The sequence below is a fragment of the Streptomyces sp. JNUCC 64 genome (genome assembly GCF_054484115.1).
The window spans coordinates 7,761,409-7,774,296 of record NZ_CM137015.1 but is presented as its reverse complement, the minus strand read 5'-3'; the positions used below and the strand labels follow the sequence as shown (position 1 = coordinate 7,774,296).

At 76.9% G+C, this 12,888-nt stretch carries 13 protein-coding genes; 4 read left to right on the top strand and 9 right to left on the bottom strand.

Annotated elements, in window-relative coordinates:
* Positions 1-56: 56 nt before the first annotated feature.
* Positions 57-1,586, top strand: coding sequence for an MFS transporter (locus ACVWNX_RS32140; RefSeq protein ID WP_454411712.1), 1,530 nt, complete (start codon positions 57-59; stop codon positions 1,584-1,586).
* Between the two features lie 99 nt (positions 1,587-1,685).
* Here the strand turns inward: ACVWNX_RS32140 and ACVWNX_RS32135 are convergent, their stop codons facing one another.
* On the bottom strand, positions 1,686-2,339 hold the full coding sequence (locus ACVWNX_RS32135) for an HAD-IA family hydrolase (protein ID WP_454411711.1): 654 nt from the start codon (positions 2,337-2,339) through the stop codon (positions 1,686-1,688).
* A 162-nt stretch (positions 2,340-2,501) separates the two neighbouring features.
* Complete coding sequence (locus ACVWNX_RS32130; protein WP_454411710.1) at positions 2,502-3,353, bottom strand: LysR family substrate-binding domain-containing protein; 852 nt, start codon at positions 3,351-3,353, stop codon at positions 2,502-2,504.
* 57 nt (positions 3,354-3,410) lie between these two features.
* On the opposite strand from ACVWNX_RS32130, the gene ACVWNX_RS32125 reads away from it, so the two are divergent.
* Positions 3,411-3,812, top strand: coding sequence for a DUF5997 family protein (locus ACVWNX_RS32125; RefSeq protein ID WP_454411709.1), 402 nt, complete (start codon positions 3,411-3,413; stop codon positions 3,810-3,812).
* On the opposite strand, the gene ACVWNX_RS32120 is transcribed toward ACVWNX_RS32125, so the two are convergent.
* The 5 genes from ACVWNX_RS32120 to ACVWNX_RS32100 all read right to left on the bottom strand — a co-directional run bounded on the left by ACVWNX_RS32120 (position 3,763) and on the right by ACVWNX_RS32100 (position 7,815).
* A complete protein-coding gene (locus tag ACVWNX_RS32120) occupies positions 3,763-4,857 on the bottom strand; it encodes an LLM class flavin-dependent oxidoreductase (RefSeq protein WP_454411708.1) in 1,095 nt (364 codons plus the stop codon). The genes ACVWNX_RS32125 and ACVWNX_RS32120 overlap by 50 nt on opposite strands.
* On the bottom strand, positions 4,854-5,309 hold the full coding sequence (locus ACVWNX_RS32115; RefSeq protein WP_454411707.1) for a lasso peptide biosynthesis B2 protein: 456 nt from the start codon (positions 5,307-5,309) through the stop codon (positions 4,854-4,856). Before ACVWNX_RS32115 ends, ACVWNX_RS32120 begins: the two co-directional genes overlap by 4 nt.
* Complete coding sequence (locus ACVWNX_RS32110) at positions 5,306-5,563, bottom strand: PqqD family peptide modification chaperone (RefSeq protein ID WP_454411706.1); 258 nt, start codon at positions 5,561-5,563, stop codon at positions 5,306-5,308. The genes ACVWNX_RS32115 and ACVWNX_RS32110 overlap by 4 nt, the downstream gene beginning before the upstream one ends.
* Positions 5,560-7,410 (bottom strand): asparagine synthase-related protein, encoded by a 1,851-nt coding sequence (locus ACVWNX_RS32105; protein ID WP_454411705.1) that lies wholly within the window; start codon positions 7,408-7,410, stop codon positions 5,560-5,562. Before ACVWNX_RS32105 ends, ACVWNX_RS32110 begins: the two co-directional genes overlap by 4 nt.
* Positions 7,411-7,650: 240 nt before the next feature.
* Entirely contained in the window at positions 7,651-7,815 is a 165-nt protein-coding gene (locus ACVWNX_RS32100) for a lasso RiPP family leader peptide-containing protein (protein ID WP_454411704.1), read from the bottom strand.
* 426 nt (positions 7,816-8,241) lie between these two features.
* Here ACVWNX_RS32100 and ACVWNX_RS32095 point away from each other — a divergent pair, with 426 nt between their 5' ends.
* A complete protein-coding gene (locus ACVWNX_RS32095; RefSeq protein ID WP_454411703.1) occupies positions 8,242-9,072 on the top strand; it encodes a helix-turn-helix domain-containing protein in 831 nt (276 codons plus the stop codon).
* 90 nt (positions 9,073-9,162) lie between these two features.
* Here the strand turns inward: ACVWNX_RS32095 and ACVWNX_RS32090 are convergent, their stop codons facing one another.
* Both ACVWNX_RS32090 and ACVWNX_RS32085 read right to left on the bottom strand, forming a co-directional pair.
* Complete coding sequence (locus tag ACVWNX_RS32090; protein ID WP_454411702.1) at positions 9,163-10,518, bottom strand: family 43 glycosylhydrolase; 1,356 nt, start codon at positions 10,516-10,518, stop codon at positions 9,163-9,165.
* Between the two features lie 105 nt (positions 10,519-10,623).
* Positions 10,624-11,904 carry an SGNH/GDSL hydrolase family protein gene (locus ACVWNX_RS32085; RefSeq protein ID WP_454411701.1) on the bottom strand — a complete coding sequence of 427 codons (1,281 nt, stop codon included), beginning with the start codon at positions 11,902-11,904 and terminating at the stop codon, positions 10,624-10,626.
* Between the two features lie 165 nt (positions 11,905-12,069).
* Here ACVWNX_RS32085 and ACVWNX_RS32080 point away from each other — a divergent pair, with 165 nt between their 5' ends.
* The gene (locus ACVWNX_RS32080; RefSeq protein WP_454411700.1) at positions 12,070-12,876 is read left to right on the top strand and encodes an SMI1/KNR4 family protein; all 807 of its coding nucleotides are present in this window, start codon (positions 12,070-12,072) and stop codon (positions 12,874-12,876) included.
* Positions 12,877-12,888: the final 12 nt, after the last annotated feature.

Genomic DNA, 12,888 nt, shown 5'->3' with positions numbered 1-12,888 from the left:
GCGTGGACGTCCATTCGCCCGGCCCGGCGCCCGGGCCCGTGAAGGAGGCACCTCCCGTGGTCCGACCCGTGGACCCCGTGCGGCCCGCCGCGCCCCGGCATCCGGGGGCCGGGCGCTGGGCGATGCTGGCGGTGCTGTGTTCCAGCCTGCTGCTGGTGGCGATGGACGCGACCATCCTCAACGTCGCGCTGCCCTCCCTCATCGACGACATGCGGCCCTCGGCCCTCCAGCAGTTGTGGATCATCGATGTCTACGGGCTGGTGCTGGGCGGTCTGCTGATCACGACGGCCGCGATCGGCGACCGGTTCGGACGGCGGCGGCTGTTCCTGATGGGGTTCGTCCTGTTCGGCGTGGCCTCCGTGCTCGCGGCCACCGCGAACGACCCGACGCGGCTGATCGCGGGCCGGGTGCTCCTCGGGGTCGGCGGGGCGATGGTGATGCCCTCCACGCTCTCCCTGATCCGCACCATCTTCACCGACCCCCGTGAACGCGCGCTCGCGATCGGCTTCTGGGCCGCCGTGGCGGGCGCGGGCGCGGCGATCGGCCCGCTGGTGGGCGGACTGCTGGTGGAGGCGCACGGCTGGTCGGCGGCCTTCTGGGTGAACGTGCCCGTCGTCGTCCTGACCGTCGCCGCGGGGGTGTGGCTGCTGCCCGAGTACAAGGCGGCCGGGGCCCATCGGCTGGACTGGACCGGCGCCGTGCTCTCCGTGGTGGGCGTGGTGGCGCTGGCCTGGGGCGTCAAGAACCTCGCCAAGAACGGGGCGGGGGCCACCGGGCTGCTGGTGCTGGCCCTCGGGCTGCTCGCGCTCGCCGCCTTCGCCGCGCGCCAGCTCCGGATCCCCGATCCGCTGCTGGACGTCCGGCTGTTCCGGCGGCGTCCCTTCACCGCCGCCGCGCTGGCCACCCTGATGGCCATGCTGGCCGCCGGTGCCGCGCTGTTCCTGGTGTCGCTGTGGCTCCAGTACGTCCACGGCTACTCGCCCTTCGAGGCGGGGCTGCGCACCCTGCCGGTGGCCCTGGCCACGCTGGTCGCCTCGCTGGCCGCGCCCCGGCTGACGCACGCGCTGGGCGTCCGGCCGGTGATGGGCGCCGGGCTGCTCGGCATGCTCGCGGGTTTCCTGCTGCTCGCGTTCTCCCCCGATCCCACCTCGTACCCCTACATCGCCCTGTTCCTGGTGGCCCTGGGCCTCGGTGACGGGCTGGCCATCACCACGTCCGCCGCCGTCCTGGTGTCCGCGGTGCCCGCCGAACGGGCCGGGCAGGCGGGGGCGGTCTCCGAGACCTCCTACGAACTCGGGGTCGGCCTCGGGGTGGCGCTGCTGGGGTCGATCCACGCGGCCGTGTACGCCGCCCGGATGCCGGACGCCCTCCCGGCGGCGGCGCGCGACTCGATCGGGGGCGCGGCCGAGCGGGCCGAGGCGCTCGGCGGCCCGGCGGGCGACCGGCTGCTGGCCGTCGCCCGCACCGCCTTCGACGAGGCCCTGACCACCACCGCGTACGTCTCGGCGGGGATCGTCGCGGTGGTGACCGTGCTGGTGCTGTGGCTGGTGCCCGGGGACCTCCGGGTCACGGGCGGCGGCCACTGATCCGGGCGGCCGCCGCCCACAGGGGTCGGCCGCCGCTCCCCGCTCCCCGGTCAGCGGTCAGCGGTCAGCGGTCAGCGGTCAGCGGTCAGCGGTCAGCGGTCAGCGGTCCAGGATGGGGGCGAGGGCGCGTTCCAGGTCGGCCGGTTCCCGGTAGAGCACGCCCGTCGCGCCCAGGGCGACGGCGGCGTCGACGTTCTCGGCCCGGTCGTCCACGAAGAGGCAGCGGTCCAGGGGGACGCCCGCCCGTTCGGCGGCGACGCGGTAGATCCGCGGATCGGGTTTGACGACGCCGAGGAGGCTGCTGTTGACCACGGCCGTCGCGAGGTCCGTGAGTCCCAGCTCCGCCAGGTCGTCGTCGAGCCAGACGGTCGCGTTGGTGACGAGCACCAGGGGGCATCTGCCCCGCAGCCGTCGCAGCGGTGCCACGGCCCGGGGGTCCGCGTGGGAACCGGCCCGGGCGAACGCGTCGGCCAGCGCCTCGGCCCGGGGACGGGGAACGGTCGGCGGCAGGCCCCGGACGATCGACGCGGCCCACTCGTCCCGGCTGATCCGGCCGAGCAGCAGCGGTCCGTCGTTCTCCGGCGCGAAGCCGACGGCGAGGGTGGTGCCCTCGGGGAGCCCGGCCTCCCGTTCCAGCCGGGCGACGACGGAGTGGTCGTAGAAGCGGATCACCCCGTCCAGGTCGCACAGGACGGCGTCGAAGCCGGGGTCAGGGCCGGGGCGGTCGATGGCGGATGGCGTGGTGGTGGTCACGCGCTCAGCCTGCCATCCCACCGGGCCGCCGGGCCGGGGCCGGGAACGGACGGTCCCGGGAGCCGGTCCGGAGAGGCGGTCCTGGCCGAAGGCCCGGCGGGACGGCCCGGAGGGACCGGCTCGGGCGGGCCGCTCCGGGAGCGCTCCGGAGGCGTCCCGGGGTCAGGAGGAGCGGCGGGGGCCACCGCGCTTGCCGCCGCCCCGGCCGCCCTGCCCCCTGCCGCCCTGGCTCCCCTGGCCGCCTTGGCCGCGCTTGCCGCCCCCGGTGGTCCGGCCGCCGCGGCCGCCCGTGGCGCCGCCCTTGCCGGAGGCGGCGCGCCGCCCGCCGGACGGCTTCTGTCCGGTGCCTCCGCGCCGGGCGCCGCTCCCCCGGGCGGTCGTGGTGGGCTCCGGGGCGGTGGCGGCGCGGCCCCGCCAGCTGTTGACCGTGCGGCCGCGCACGATGCCGATGAACTCCTCCACCAGGTCCGTCGTCGCCTCCTTGGGCCACGACAGGGCCACCGGGGAGCCGGGGGCGTCCGTCACCGTGCGGTAGGTGAGGTCCCGTCGGTGGTGCAGCCGGGCCAGCGACTGGGGGACCACCAGCAGGCCCACGCCCGCCGCGACCAGTTCGACGGCGTCCGCCGTGGTGGCGGGGCGCTCCTTCGCCGCCCGCCCCGGCGGCTGCTCCCAGTCGAGGACGTCGTCCTCGGGGTGCAGCACCAGTTCGTCGGCGAGGTCCTCGCAGGTCACCTCGTCCACCGCGGTGACCAGGTGGTCCTTGGGGGCCAGCACCACGGTCGTCTCGGTGTACAGGGGGATGGCGCTCAGGTCGTCCCCGTCGACCGGGAGCCGGACCAGCCCGGCGTCCGCGCCGCCGCCGCGCAGCAGGGCGAGCGCCTCCGCGGCGGGGACGGGCACCAGTTCCAGGGGGACGTGGGGCAGGCGTTCGTTCCAGACGCGCACCCACTTCGCCGGGGTCGCTCCCGGCACATAGGCGAGCCGGAAGGGGGACGGGGGCGGGGTGTCGGTCACCCGGCAAGGATATCGGCCGTGGTCAGCGGTGCCGCACCCGCTGGTTACCCTGGAGGCATGACGTCGCACCAGACCTCCCAGGACATGAAGCCCGCGACCGCGGCGAAGAAGCTGGGGATCCTCCTCGAGGCCGCGCCCTCGTCCTTCCGTGAGGGTCCCGTCACCCGGGCCGAACTGAACGCCCTCCAGGCCGATCCGCCGCAGTGGCTGAAGGACCTGCGCCAGGACGGGCCCCACCCCCGTCCGGTGGTCGCGGCGAAGCTCGGGGTGTCCATCTCCGGTCTGGCGCGCGGCGGGGTCACCGAACCCCTCACCACCGGGGAGATCGACGCCCTGAAGCGGGACCTCCCCGAGTGGCTGCGCAAGGAGCGCGACACCCAGGCGGGCGTCCGCAAGGAGTCGGTGCGGATCAAGGAGCTGCGGCGGGAGCAGGCCGGGGACGGGGACGCCCCCCGCTGACCTCCGGCGCCGCGGCCCCGGGGCGTTCCCCGGCGAGCGCGCGGCGCACCACGGGCAGCACCTCGGTGGCGAGCCGTCGCAGCCGCCGCAGGGTCGCCGCGTCGTCGTCGGCGGCCTCCACCTGGCACAGGACCCGGCCGCAGCCGCTGGTCCGCAGATGCCCGAGCAGCCGGTCGGCGCAGACGGCAGGGTCCCCGACGGCCTGGTGCGCCAGGAGCCGGTCGGCGAGGAGCCGGAGCCCGGTCTCCCCGGAGGGGGCCGGTCCGGTGGCGCCGGTGACGGTCCGCTGCGCGGCGTGGGCGCGGGTCATCCGGCGGGCCCGGTCGAGCATCAGCGCGCGGGCCCGGCCCGGCGAGTCGGTGACGTGGACGAGCAGGGAGAAGGCGTGGTCGGGGACGGGGTGGCCGGCCGCCCGGGCCGTGCGGGTGTGCAGCGCGACCATCTCGGCCTTGCCCTCGGGCGTCTTGTCGAACAACAGCATCAACGGCAGTCCGCGCGCTGCGGCCGTGGCGATCGTGCCGGGTGACCCGGCGGCCACGTAGAGCGGTGGTCCGCCCGGGGTGAGGGGCGCCGGGGTGACCGGCCCGTCGGAGGCGCCCGCCGGAGGCCCGCCGCCCCAGGCGGAGCGGATCAGGTCGAGTGCCTCGCCGAGGCCGGGACGGCCCCGGTCCCGTCCGAACGCCTCGTAGGCGGTGGTCGGCGCGCCCCGGCCGACGCCCAGGGTGAAGCGTCCCCCGGAGAGCTGGTCGAGCAGCGCGGCCTGTTCCGCGACGTGGACGGGCGGGTGCAGGGGCAGCGGGGTGACGGCGGTGCCGACCCCGATCCGGGGGCAGCGGCCCAGGAGGAACGCCGCCAGGGCGAGGGCGGAGGGGGCGAGGGTCGCCCGGGAGAAGTGGTGTTCGGTGACCCAGAGGTCGTCGAACCCCAGGTCCTCGGCCTCCTCGGCCAGGGCGAGGGTGCGGGCGAAGACCTCGGCGTCGGACTGTCCGGTGCCCCGGCCGCCGCTGAGCAGCAGCCCGAAGCGGGGCGGGGGGATCGTGTTCACGGGTGTGCCGTTCGACGGGGTGCGGACGGGGACGGGCCGGTCGGCGGGACGGTCATGACGACGTGGTAGAGGCGGATGTCGTCCCGCTCCCCCACCGGGTGCCCCTCCGCCTCCACCCAGGCGTGGGCGCGGAACGGTTCGGTGCGCACCCCGGTGCGCCAGGTGGGCCACTGACCGCCGAGCCTGCACAGCAGGGCGGTGGCGAGGGAGCGCTGGAGACAGCCGAGTCCGGCGCAGCGGACGCTGACGTGGACGACCGCGTCCCGGGCGGCGCCGGTGTGGCGGGCGGTGGCGGGGCGGGCGGCGCGGCGCAGCAGCCGCAGGGTCCGGTCGAGGCGGTCGGGCGGGAGGCGGACGAGCGCGGCGGCGGCGAGGACGGCGAGCCGGGCGGCGGCGCGGCGGCCGGGGGGCGGGCGGTGTGCCGGGCGTTCCAGTCCGGTGGTCATGCTCATCGGGTCACCAGTCCGCGGGCGGTGAGGCGGGCGACGAAGGCGTCGACGTCGTCCGCGATCCGGGGGGCGGCCTCCGGGTGGCGGTGGGCGAGGGTCTCCACGGTGGTGGCGCGGTCGTGTTCCAGGAGCAGGGTGAGGGTGGTCGCCCCGGTGGGGTTGAGCTGGACGTAGCGGCCGGTGCGCCGGTCGAGGAGGACGGCGCCGCCGTCCTCGGTGTCGGTGCGGGAGACCCGGGCGGCCAGGGTGAGGGTCATCGGGTGCCTCCGAGGGGGGCGGGGGTGCGGGCGGGCAGGGCCGGGGCGGGCAGCGAGCGCAGCCAGACCTCGCAGGCCAGGGTCCGGTCGAGGGGGCCGAAGGCGAGGGAACGGGGGTGGAGCCCGAGGATCGCCTCGCGCAGGGCGTCGGCGTCGACGAGTCCGAGCCGGGCGAGGCGGAGGTCGTCGCAGAGCGCGGCGAGGGTGTGCCGGTGGCGTTTCAGTCCGGTGTACGCCTCCCGGCTGAACTCGGCCTTGGAGTCCCGTTCGAAGAGTCCGGCGGGGGCGGTGTCGCGCATCGCCTCGGCGAGCGGCCGTTTGGCGCGGGAGGTGTCGGCACGGTCGGCGACGCGGAGGGAGAGGACCGCTTCCAGGACCCGGTCGTCGAGGTAGGGGGCGTGCCAGCGGACGCCGTGCCGGGTGGTGAACTGGTCGAGGCGGCGGATGTCCTGGCCGCACTGGCGGACCAGTTCCAGGGTGGTGTGCTGGCCGCGCTGTTCGGCGAGGGGACGGGCCCCGGGGGCGCGGAGCGCGGCGCGGACGGTGTCGGCGGCGTCGGAGGTGGCCCAGGGCGGGAGGAGGACGGTGGCGCCCCAGCCGAAGTCGGGGCGGCCGGGGCGGGGCGGCCAGGAGGTGAGGGTGGTGGCGAGTCCGGCGAGCCAGCGGTGGTAGGGCTGGTCGCGGCCGAGGGCGGTGAGGGTGGCGAGCGTCCCCCAGCGCTGGAGGGCGGCGGTGGCGCGGAGGTGGGGCAGCGCGGCGAGCGGGTCGGTGCGGGCGTGGGAGTGGAGGTGGGCGGGGAGCGCGGTGAAGAGTTCGTCGCCGCCGTGACCGGTGAGGTGGCGGGTGGAGCCGTGCTCGGCCATCAGCCGTACCTGGGCGAGTTGTTGGGCCTGGGTGCGCAGGGAGGGGAAGGGCCCTTCGGGGTCCTGGGCGGAGGTGGTGACGTCCTCGTACCACGAGGGCACCGTGTGGTGGGGGGTGAGGACGTGTTCGGCGCCGGGCAGGGCGCGGGCGGCGACCCGGGCCCAGTGGCCGTCGTCCTCGTCGTTGGCGGGGTCCAGGGCCTGCCAGCGGTTGGTGACCAGCCGGGCGGGGCCCCGGTCCCCGACGAGCAGGCAGACGCTGGTCGAGTCGAGTCCGCCGGAGAGGTCGGCGCTGAGGGTGCCGCCCGCCCGGGTGCGGACGGCGACCGCCTGGGCGAGCCGGGCGCGCAGCACCGCGGCGCCCTCGTGGACCAGCGGGACGACCGGGTCGGGGGGTGACCACCAGCGGTGGGCGCGGTGGGTGCCGTCGGGCCGCAGATGGAGGTAGTGGTCTCCGGGGAGCCGGGTGACGCCCCGCCAGAGCGGGGTCTCGCCGAGCGGCCAGGGCATGAGGGGCGCGAGGAGGCGGCGGGCCAGCGGGCCGGGGTCGACTCCGGCGCCGGTGAGGGCGGCCAGCAGGTCGGGGCGGTCGGCGGCGACGGTGACGCCGTCGATCCGGGTGTGGTGGATCTGCCGCAGCGCGGAGACGGTGCCCTGGGCGCGGACGTGTCCGTCGAGGGTGGCCACCAGGTGGGCGGCGCCCGGCAGGGTCCGGGCGAGGCGGTCCAGGGCGGCGGGTCCGTCGGCGGCGGCGAGCGCGGTGCGCAGCGGGGCGGTGTCGGTGGTGGTGCAGCCGAGCAGCGCCAGTCGGCGGGGGCCGGTCCCGGTGGTGACGGGGTCGCCGGGGTCCCACCGTCCGACGATCCAGGGGCGGCCCGAGGCGTGCGGGAGGCACTCCCCTCCGGGGAGCGGGCCGTCGGGGGCGGTGAGACGGGCGGCGAGCGCCTCGCCCACGGGGTGGTCGGGGAGGACGGCGAACGGCATGGCGGGGCCTTTCTCCGGACGGCACGGGAGCGCACCGGATCTCACGGGGTTTCAGGGGGCTCGGGGGGTACCGGGGTTGAGCGGTCTTCTCCGGGGCGGCGCGGGGCCGGGGGGAGGTCACCCGGGCCCGTGGGCGGGGGCCGGTGGAGGGGGGACCCGGCGGGTCCGGGGCGGGGAGGCCCTCGGGCCCACCGGGGCGGGGAGGCCGGTCGGGCGGGCCCGACCGGCCGGACGCGGCCGTTACTCGCCGCAGCCCATGATCCAGCACTCGTAGCGGAAGTCGGCCCCCCAGTTGGGCAGGCCCATGGTGACGGTGGCGAAGTCGCCCGCGTCGGCGAGCAGCGGCGGCTCGTACCCGGTCGCGGGGGTGACGGTCGTGGTGGACGGGGTGGGCAGTGCGGACATGAGGGAGTTCCCTTCGTCAGTGGTGTGGTGGGCGGAACGGTCGTGCCCGGTGGCCGTGTTCACCCGTTCGGGTGGGACGCGGCGCGGGCGGCGGCCGTGGAGCGGTGCCGTGCGCGGTCGGGCCGTGGTCACGGCACCGTCCGGACCGGTGCGGAGCGCCGTCGGCCTCGTCCGTGACGGCCGGTGCGCCCCACCCGTACGGGGCGCCGGTCAGGACGCCGTACCCCGGTGTGCCCTGGGGGCCGGGTCGGTGGTCCGAGTGTGGGGAACGGCCCTCACCCCTCGCAAGCTTGTCCCGTTTGCTTCACTGATGTCGGGATCCCTAGGGTTCTGGCCTGCTGGGACGTCCTGTCCCGGGACAGGACCGGTCGGCCGGGACACCCCTGCGCGGCGCGGGCGACGGCACACGGACGACGGGGGCCATCGATGGCGGACGGCGAGCGGCGGGGCGAGCACCCGGCCCGGGAACTCGGCAGCGCGCTCCGGGCGTTGCAGCGGCGGTCGGGGCGGACGCTTCGGTCGTTGGAGGCGGAGGTGTCGACCAGCGACTCGTCCCTCTCCCGTTATCTGCGCGGCAGCACCGTGCCGCCGTGGGCGACCGTCCGTGAGCTGTGCCGGGCGCTGGGCGCCGATCCCGCGCCGTACCGGGAGTTGTGGGAGGCGGCCGACCGCGCCCAGCCCCGGCCGCCCGTCGAACCGCCGGTCGTGGTGGCGCCGGAGCGCGGGCGCCGGTGGCCCCGGAGGCCCGGGTGGACGCGGGGACGGTGGGGCTGGGCGGGAGCCGGGCTGGTCGTGGGGGCGGTGCTGGGGTCCGTGGTGACCGGGGTGGTGGTGCGGACGGCGGCCACCGGGGAGGCGGCGCGGGCGGCGGCGGGGCGCGCGCCGCAGTCGGCGGACGGGGGCAGGCTCTTCGTCAACCGGGCCACGGGGGCGTGTCTGGACGACAGCCTCGACCAGGGGCTGCGGTCGTTCACCTGCAACGCCCTGCCCTACCAGCGGTGGACGGTGCGGACCTCCCCCGACGGCACGTCACAGCTGCGGAGCCACGCGACGGGGGCCTGTCTCACCGTCAGCGGGACGGATCCCGGGGCGGCGGCCTGTGGCGCGTCCACCGCGCAGAAGTGGCGGATCAAGGTGGTGGACGACGGCGCGGCGTGGGAGGTGCGCAACCGGGCCACGGGGACGTGTCTGCACGACGGCCCCGACGGGCTGCGGGTGCGGCCCTGTGACCGGACGGCACGTCAGAAGTGGGCCTGACGGCGCCCCGCCGTCCCGTTCCGGCCTGGGTCGGAACGGGACGGCGGGCGGTCGGGGCGGGGGCGGGCGGTCGGGGCGGAGGCGGGGGGGTCAGGCGACCTCGACGCTGTCGAGTTCGGCGTACCGCTCGCCCTTGGAGAGCCGGACGGTGTTCCAGCCCTCCCGGAGGGTGATCGTCACCCGGGCCGGGGTCCAGCGGTCCCAGCCGGTGTACGGGTAGGGGACGTTTCCGGCGTCGGCGCCGTTGACGCGCAGCAGATGACTGGCGGGGGCGGGGGCCCCGGCGGCGTCCAGGGAGCCGTTGCCGTAGCGGACGGTCAGCTCGTGGGGGCCGCCGGACGCGGCGAAGACGTCGAACTCGACGTGGCTGTCGGCGTGGTCGAGGTGGCCGACGGCGTGTCCGTCGAGGGCTCCCTCGGCGCGGCGGACCGTCCCTGCGTGCACCCGGGCCCGTTCCGCCTGGTGGACGACCTTGCTGCCGCGCACCACCGGACGGCCGTGGGCGTAGCCGAGGTCGGCGGTGTACATGACCCGGCGGGAGCGGTCGGCGCTCCAGCCGTGGAAGACGACGCGGGGGCGTCCGCCGGGTCCGGTGACGACGTCCTGGCCGCCCGGGCCGCGGACCGCGCCGTCGAAGGTGCCGGTGGTCAGCAGGGGGGCGGCGGCCTTGGTGTAGGGGCCGGTGAGGGTGTCGGCGAGGGCGTATCCGGTGGCGTACGCGTCGGTGGCGTAGGCGTTGGCCGAGTAGAACAGGACGTAGCCGCCGTCGGGGCGGCGCACCAGGGTGGGCGCCTCGACGAGGTCGCCCTCCCAGTCGCGGTCCTGGCGGATCAGCCGGACCGGTTCGCCGAGGAGGCGGGTGCCGTCCGGGGAGGTCTCCTGGAGGTGGATCCAGGTGTCCCGGCCGCAGCAGTTGCCGTCGTTCTTCCACAGGACGTAGCGGCGGCCGTCTTCGGTGTGGCTGGCCGCGTCGATGGCGCCGCCCTCCCCGGCGGGGCAGATCAGCGGCGCGTCCCCGACCGGCCGGAAGGGCCCGTCGGGGGAGGCGGCGAGGGCGGCGCCGACGCACTGCCGTCCGCTGGCGCGGTCATGGGCGGTGTACAGCATCGTCAGCCCGGCGCCGTGGTCGAAGACCTCGGGCGCCCAGACCCGGCCCCGGGGCTCGGGGGCGGCCCAGTCGCCCAGGACGGGCAGGGGGTCGGCGTCCCGGACGGTCCAGCGCCGGAGGTCCCGGGAGGTGGCGTGGGTGACGTTGCGGTGGCCGCTGTTGGTGGCGTAGGCGTGGTACGTGGCGCCGACCTTGACGACGTCGGGGTCGGGGAAGTCCCGGTCGAGGACCGGTCCGCCGACGGCGGCCACCGCCGGTGCGGTGGCCGTCCAGGCGACCGCCGTCAGGGTCAGGGCGAAGGTGGTGAGCCGGTGTGCGGCCCGGTGGAGGATTCTCATGCGCGGTGCCCCTCGTCTCGCTCTTCCGCCGTCCCGGTGGTGTCGGTGACGGCCCGCCCGGCCCAACGATCCGGGGCCGGGCGGGTGACGGCGGGAGGCGGCGGGTCAGCGGGGCAGCCGGGCGGCGACGGCCTCCGCGATGGCGTCCATGCCCGCGTCGTTGGGGTGGATGCCGTCGCCCGCGTCGTAGTGGGGGGCGAGGGCGTCGCCGTGTCCGGGGCGGGGGTCGGCGAGGACCCGGTCGAGGTCCACCACCGTGTCGTAGGCGCCGCTGGTGCGGATCCAGTGGTTCACCTCGTCGCGCACCCGTTCCTTCTCGGGGGTGTGGTAGTAGGCGAAGCCCTGGAAGGGCGTCAGGGTGGCCCCCACCGTGGTGAGGCCGCGGCGCTCCGCCGCCCGGATCAGCGCCCGGTGACCCTCGATCAGCCGCTCGGCGGTGACGACGGGCGGGGAGCCGCAGTCGGGGTCGGTCAGACCGCCCGCGCCGATGTCGTTGACGCCGAGCAGGACGACCACCGCGCGGACGCCCGCCCGGTCGAGGACGTCGGGGCCGAAGCGGGCGAGCCCCCGTTCGCCGTAGCAGCGGGAGTCGGTGAGCAGCCGGTTGCCGCCGATCCCGGCGTTGACGACGCCGAGGCGCCGTCCGCCGGCGCGCAGCCGGTCCGCGAGCCGGTCGGGGTAGCGGCGGTCGGTGTCCGGGGTGGAGCCGTAGCCGTCGGTGATCGAGTCGCCGAACGCGACGACGGTGCCCCGCCCGTGGCGTTCGGCCACGTCGATTCCGGCCAGCAGGTAGAGGGAGCCGCTGGTGGCGCCCTCGAAGGCGGCGCCGGAGGTAGTGCGGGTGTGGTCGCCCTCGGCCCGGTAGGCGGTGCCGAGGCCGTCCAGGTGGTAGGTGAGGGGGCCGGTGGCGGTGGCGAAGTACAAGGTGACGGTGAGCTTCTCACCGGCCCGGACGGGGAGCGCGACCGGGTCCGAGGAGCGTTCGGCGCCGGGGGCGAGGACGGTGCCGCTCCGGCCGGAGAAGCGCAGCGCGCGGACGGTTCCGGGGTGGACGGCGGCGCCCCGGTCGGTCCGGGCGACGGTGGCTCCGGTCAGCCGGACGGGGCCGGTGCCGTACCGGTGGGAGAGGGTGACCCGCAGCCGGGGGCCGGTGGCGGTGACCTTGGCGGTCTGGCGGACGCTCTGGTCGGTGAACCCCTGGGCGGACCAGCCTCCCCAGGGCCATTCGGGGGGCGCGGGGTGGTGCGGGGCGGCGCCCCACGCTCCCGTCCAGCCGGGTTCGGGGCCCTGCCCGGTGGCGGCGGCCGGGGGCGCGGTGAGCGCCGGGATGAGCGCGACGGCCGCGCTCAGGGCCGTCACGGCGGCCCGCTGGAACCATGCACGCATCGCGTTCCTTCACTCACTGCGGAGGTCAACCTGGCTGAAAATAGCAGGCGTTGACGGAGGGAAGGGAGCGTCCGGCGGGGCGGAAGGGCGCCCGGGGCGGTCCGCCTCCGGAGCCGGACCGCCCCGGGCCCGGCCCGGGGCGCCGGGTTTGGGAGACTGCGGGACGTGAGACCCGATCTGACCCAGCTGCGCGAGCTGATCGACGCGACACCGGGGTTCGTCCGCTGGCCGGGCGTGCCCGGGGAGGCGGTGCGCGCCGCCGAGTCGGTGCTCGGTCCGCTGCCCCCGTCGTACCGGTGGTGGCTGACCTCGGGCCGGGGCGGACGGCTGCCGGGCCTGGAGATGGCGACCACGCCGCCCCCGCCGGACGGCCGGGAGGCCGCCTGGGAGGAGCCGGACGGGGAGGAGTACGCGTCCCTCACCGCCTCCTGGCGGCTGCGCGGCGACCGGCTGGAGTTCGCCGCCGAGCCGGACGGCGGCGACGCCTTCTCCTTCGCGCTCGGCGACCGGAGGGCCGCCGGGGAGGACGAGGCCCCGGTGGTGTGCCGGGAGGGGACGAGCGGTGAGGAGTACCCGTTCGCGGAGTCCTTCGCCGGGTTCCTCACCGTGCGGGCGGCACGGGCGCGGGGGCTCGGGGACGGTCCCCATCCCGTCCTGGCCCGGCTGTGGCGCTGGACCCCGGGCGTCCGGTTCGGGAACGGCGTCCATGTGTACGGACCGCACCGGTTCCGGGAGCGGAACGAGGCGTTCGAGGTGGCCCGGCGCGCGCCGCACTGGACGCTGATCGGTGACGACGGCCGGGGCGGGGGGCTGTTCGCGCGCCATCACGGCCGCGACCGGTCCCGGGTGGTGCGGCGGGACCTCGGCGCGGCGGGTCCGGACCTGGCGGAGACGGGCGAGCCGGTGACGGACGATCCGCTGGGCTGGCTGCGCGCGGGCGGGGTGCTGCCCGCCGGGTCCGCGCGGGGCTGATCCGGCGCCACC

Bases quoted from the DNA above. Each gene is read 5' to 3' on its own strand.
- ACVWNX_RS32125 (WP_454411709.1), top strand. From the start codon at position 3,411: ATGACGTCGCACCAGACCTCCCAGGACATGAAGCCCGCGACCGCGGCG.
- ACVWNX_RS32115 (WP_454411707.1), bottom strand. From the start codon at position 5,309: ATGAGCATGACCACCGGACTGGAACGCCCGGCACACCGCCCGCCCCCC.
- ACVWNX_RS32110 (WP_454411706.1), bottom strand. From the start codon at position 5,563: ATGACCCTCACCCTGGCCGCCCGGGTCTCCCGCACCGACACCGAGGAC.
- ACVWNX_RS32105 (WP_454411705.1), bottom strand. From the start codon at position 7,410: ATGCCGTTCGCCGTCCTCCCCGACCACCCCGTGGGCGAGGCGCTCGCC.
- ACVWNX_RS32100 (WP_454411704.1), bottom strand. From the start codon at position 7,815: ATGTCCGCACTGCCCACCCCGTCCACCACGACCGTCACCCCCGCGACC.
- ACVWNX_RS32095 (WP_454411703.1), top strand. From the start codon at position 8,242: ATGGCGGACGGCGAGCGGCGGGGCGAGCACCCGGCCCGGGAACTCGGC.
- ACVWNX_RS32090 (WP_454411702.1), bottom strand. From the start codon at position 10,518: ATGAGAATCCTCCACCGGGCCGCACACCGGCTCACCACCTTCGCCCTG.
- ACVWNX_RS32085 (WP_454411701.1), bottom strand. From the start codon at position 11,904: ATGCGTGCATGGTTCCAGCGGGCCGCCGTGACGGCCCTGAGCGCGGCC.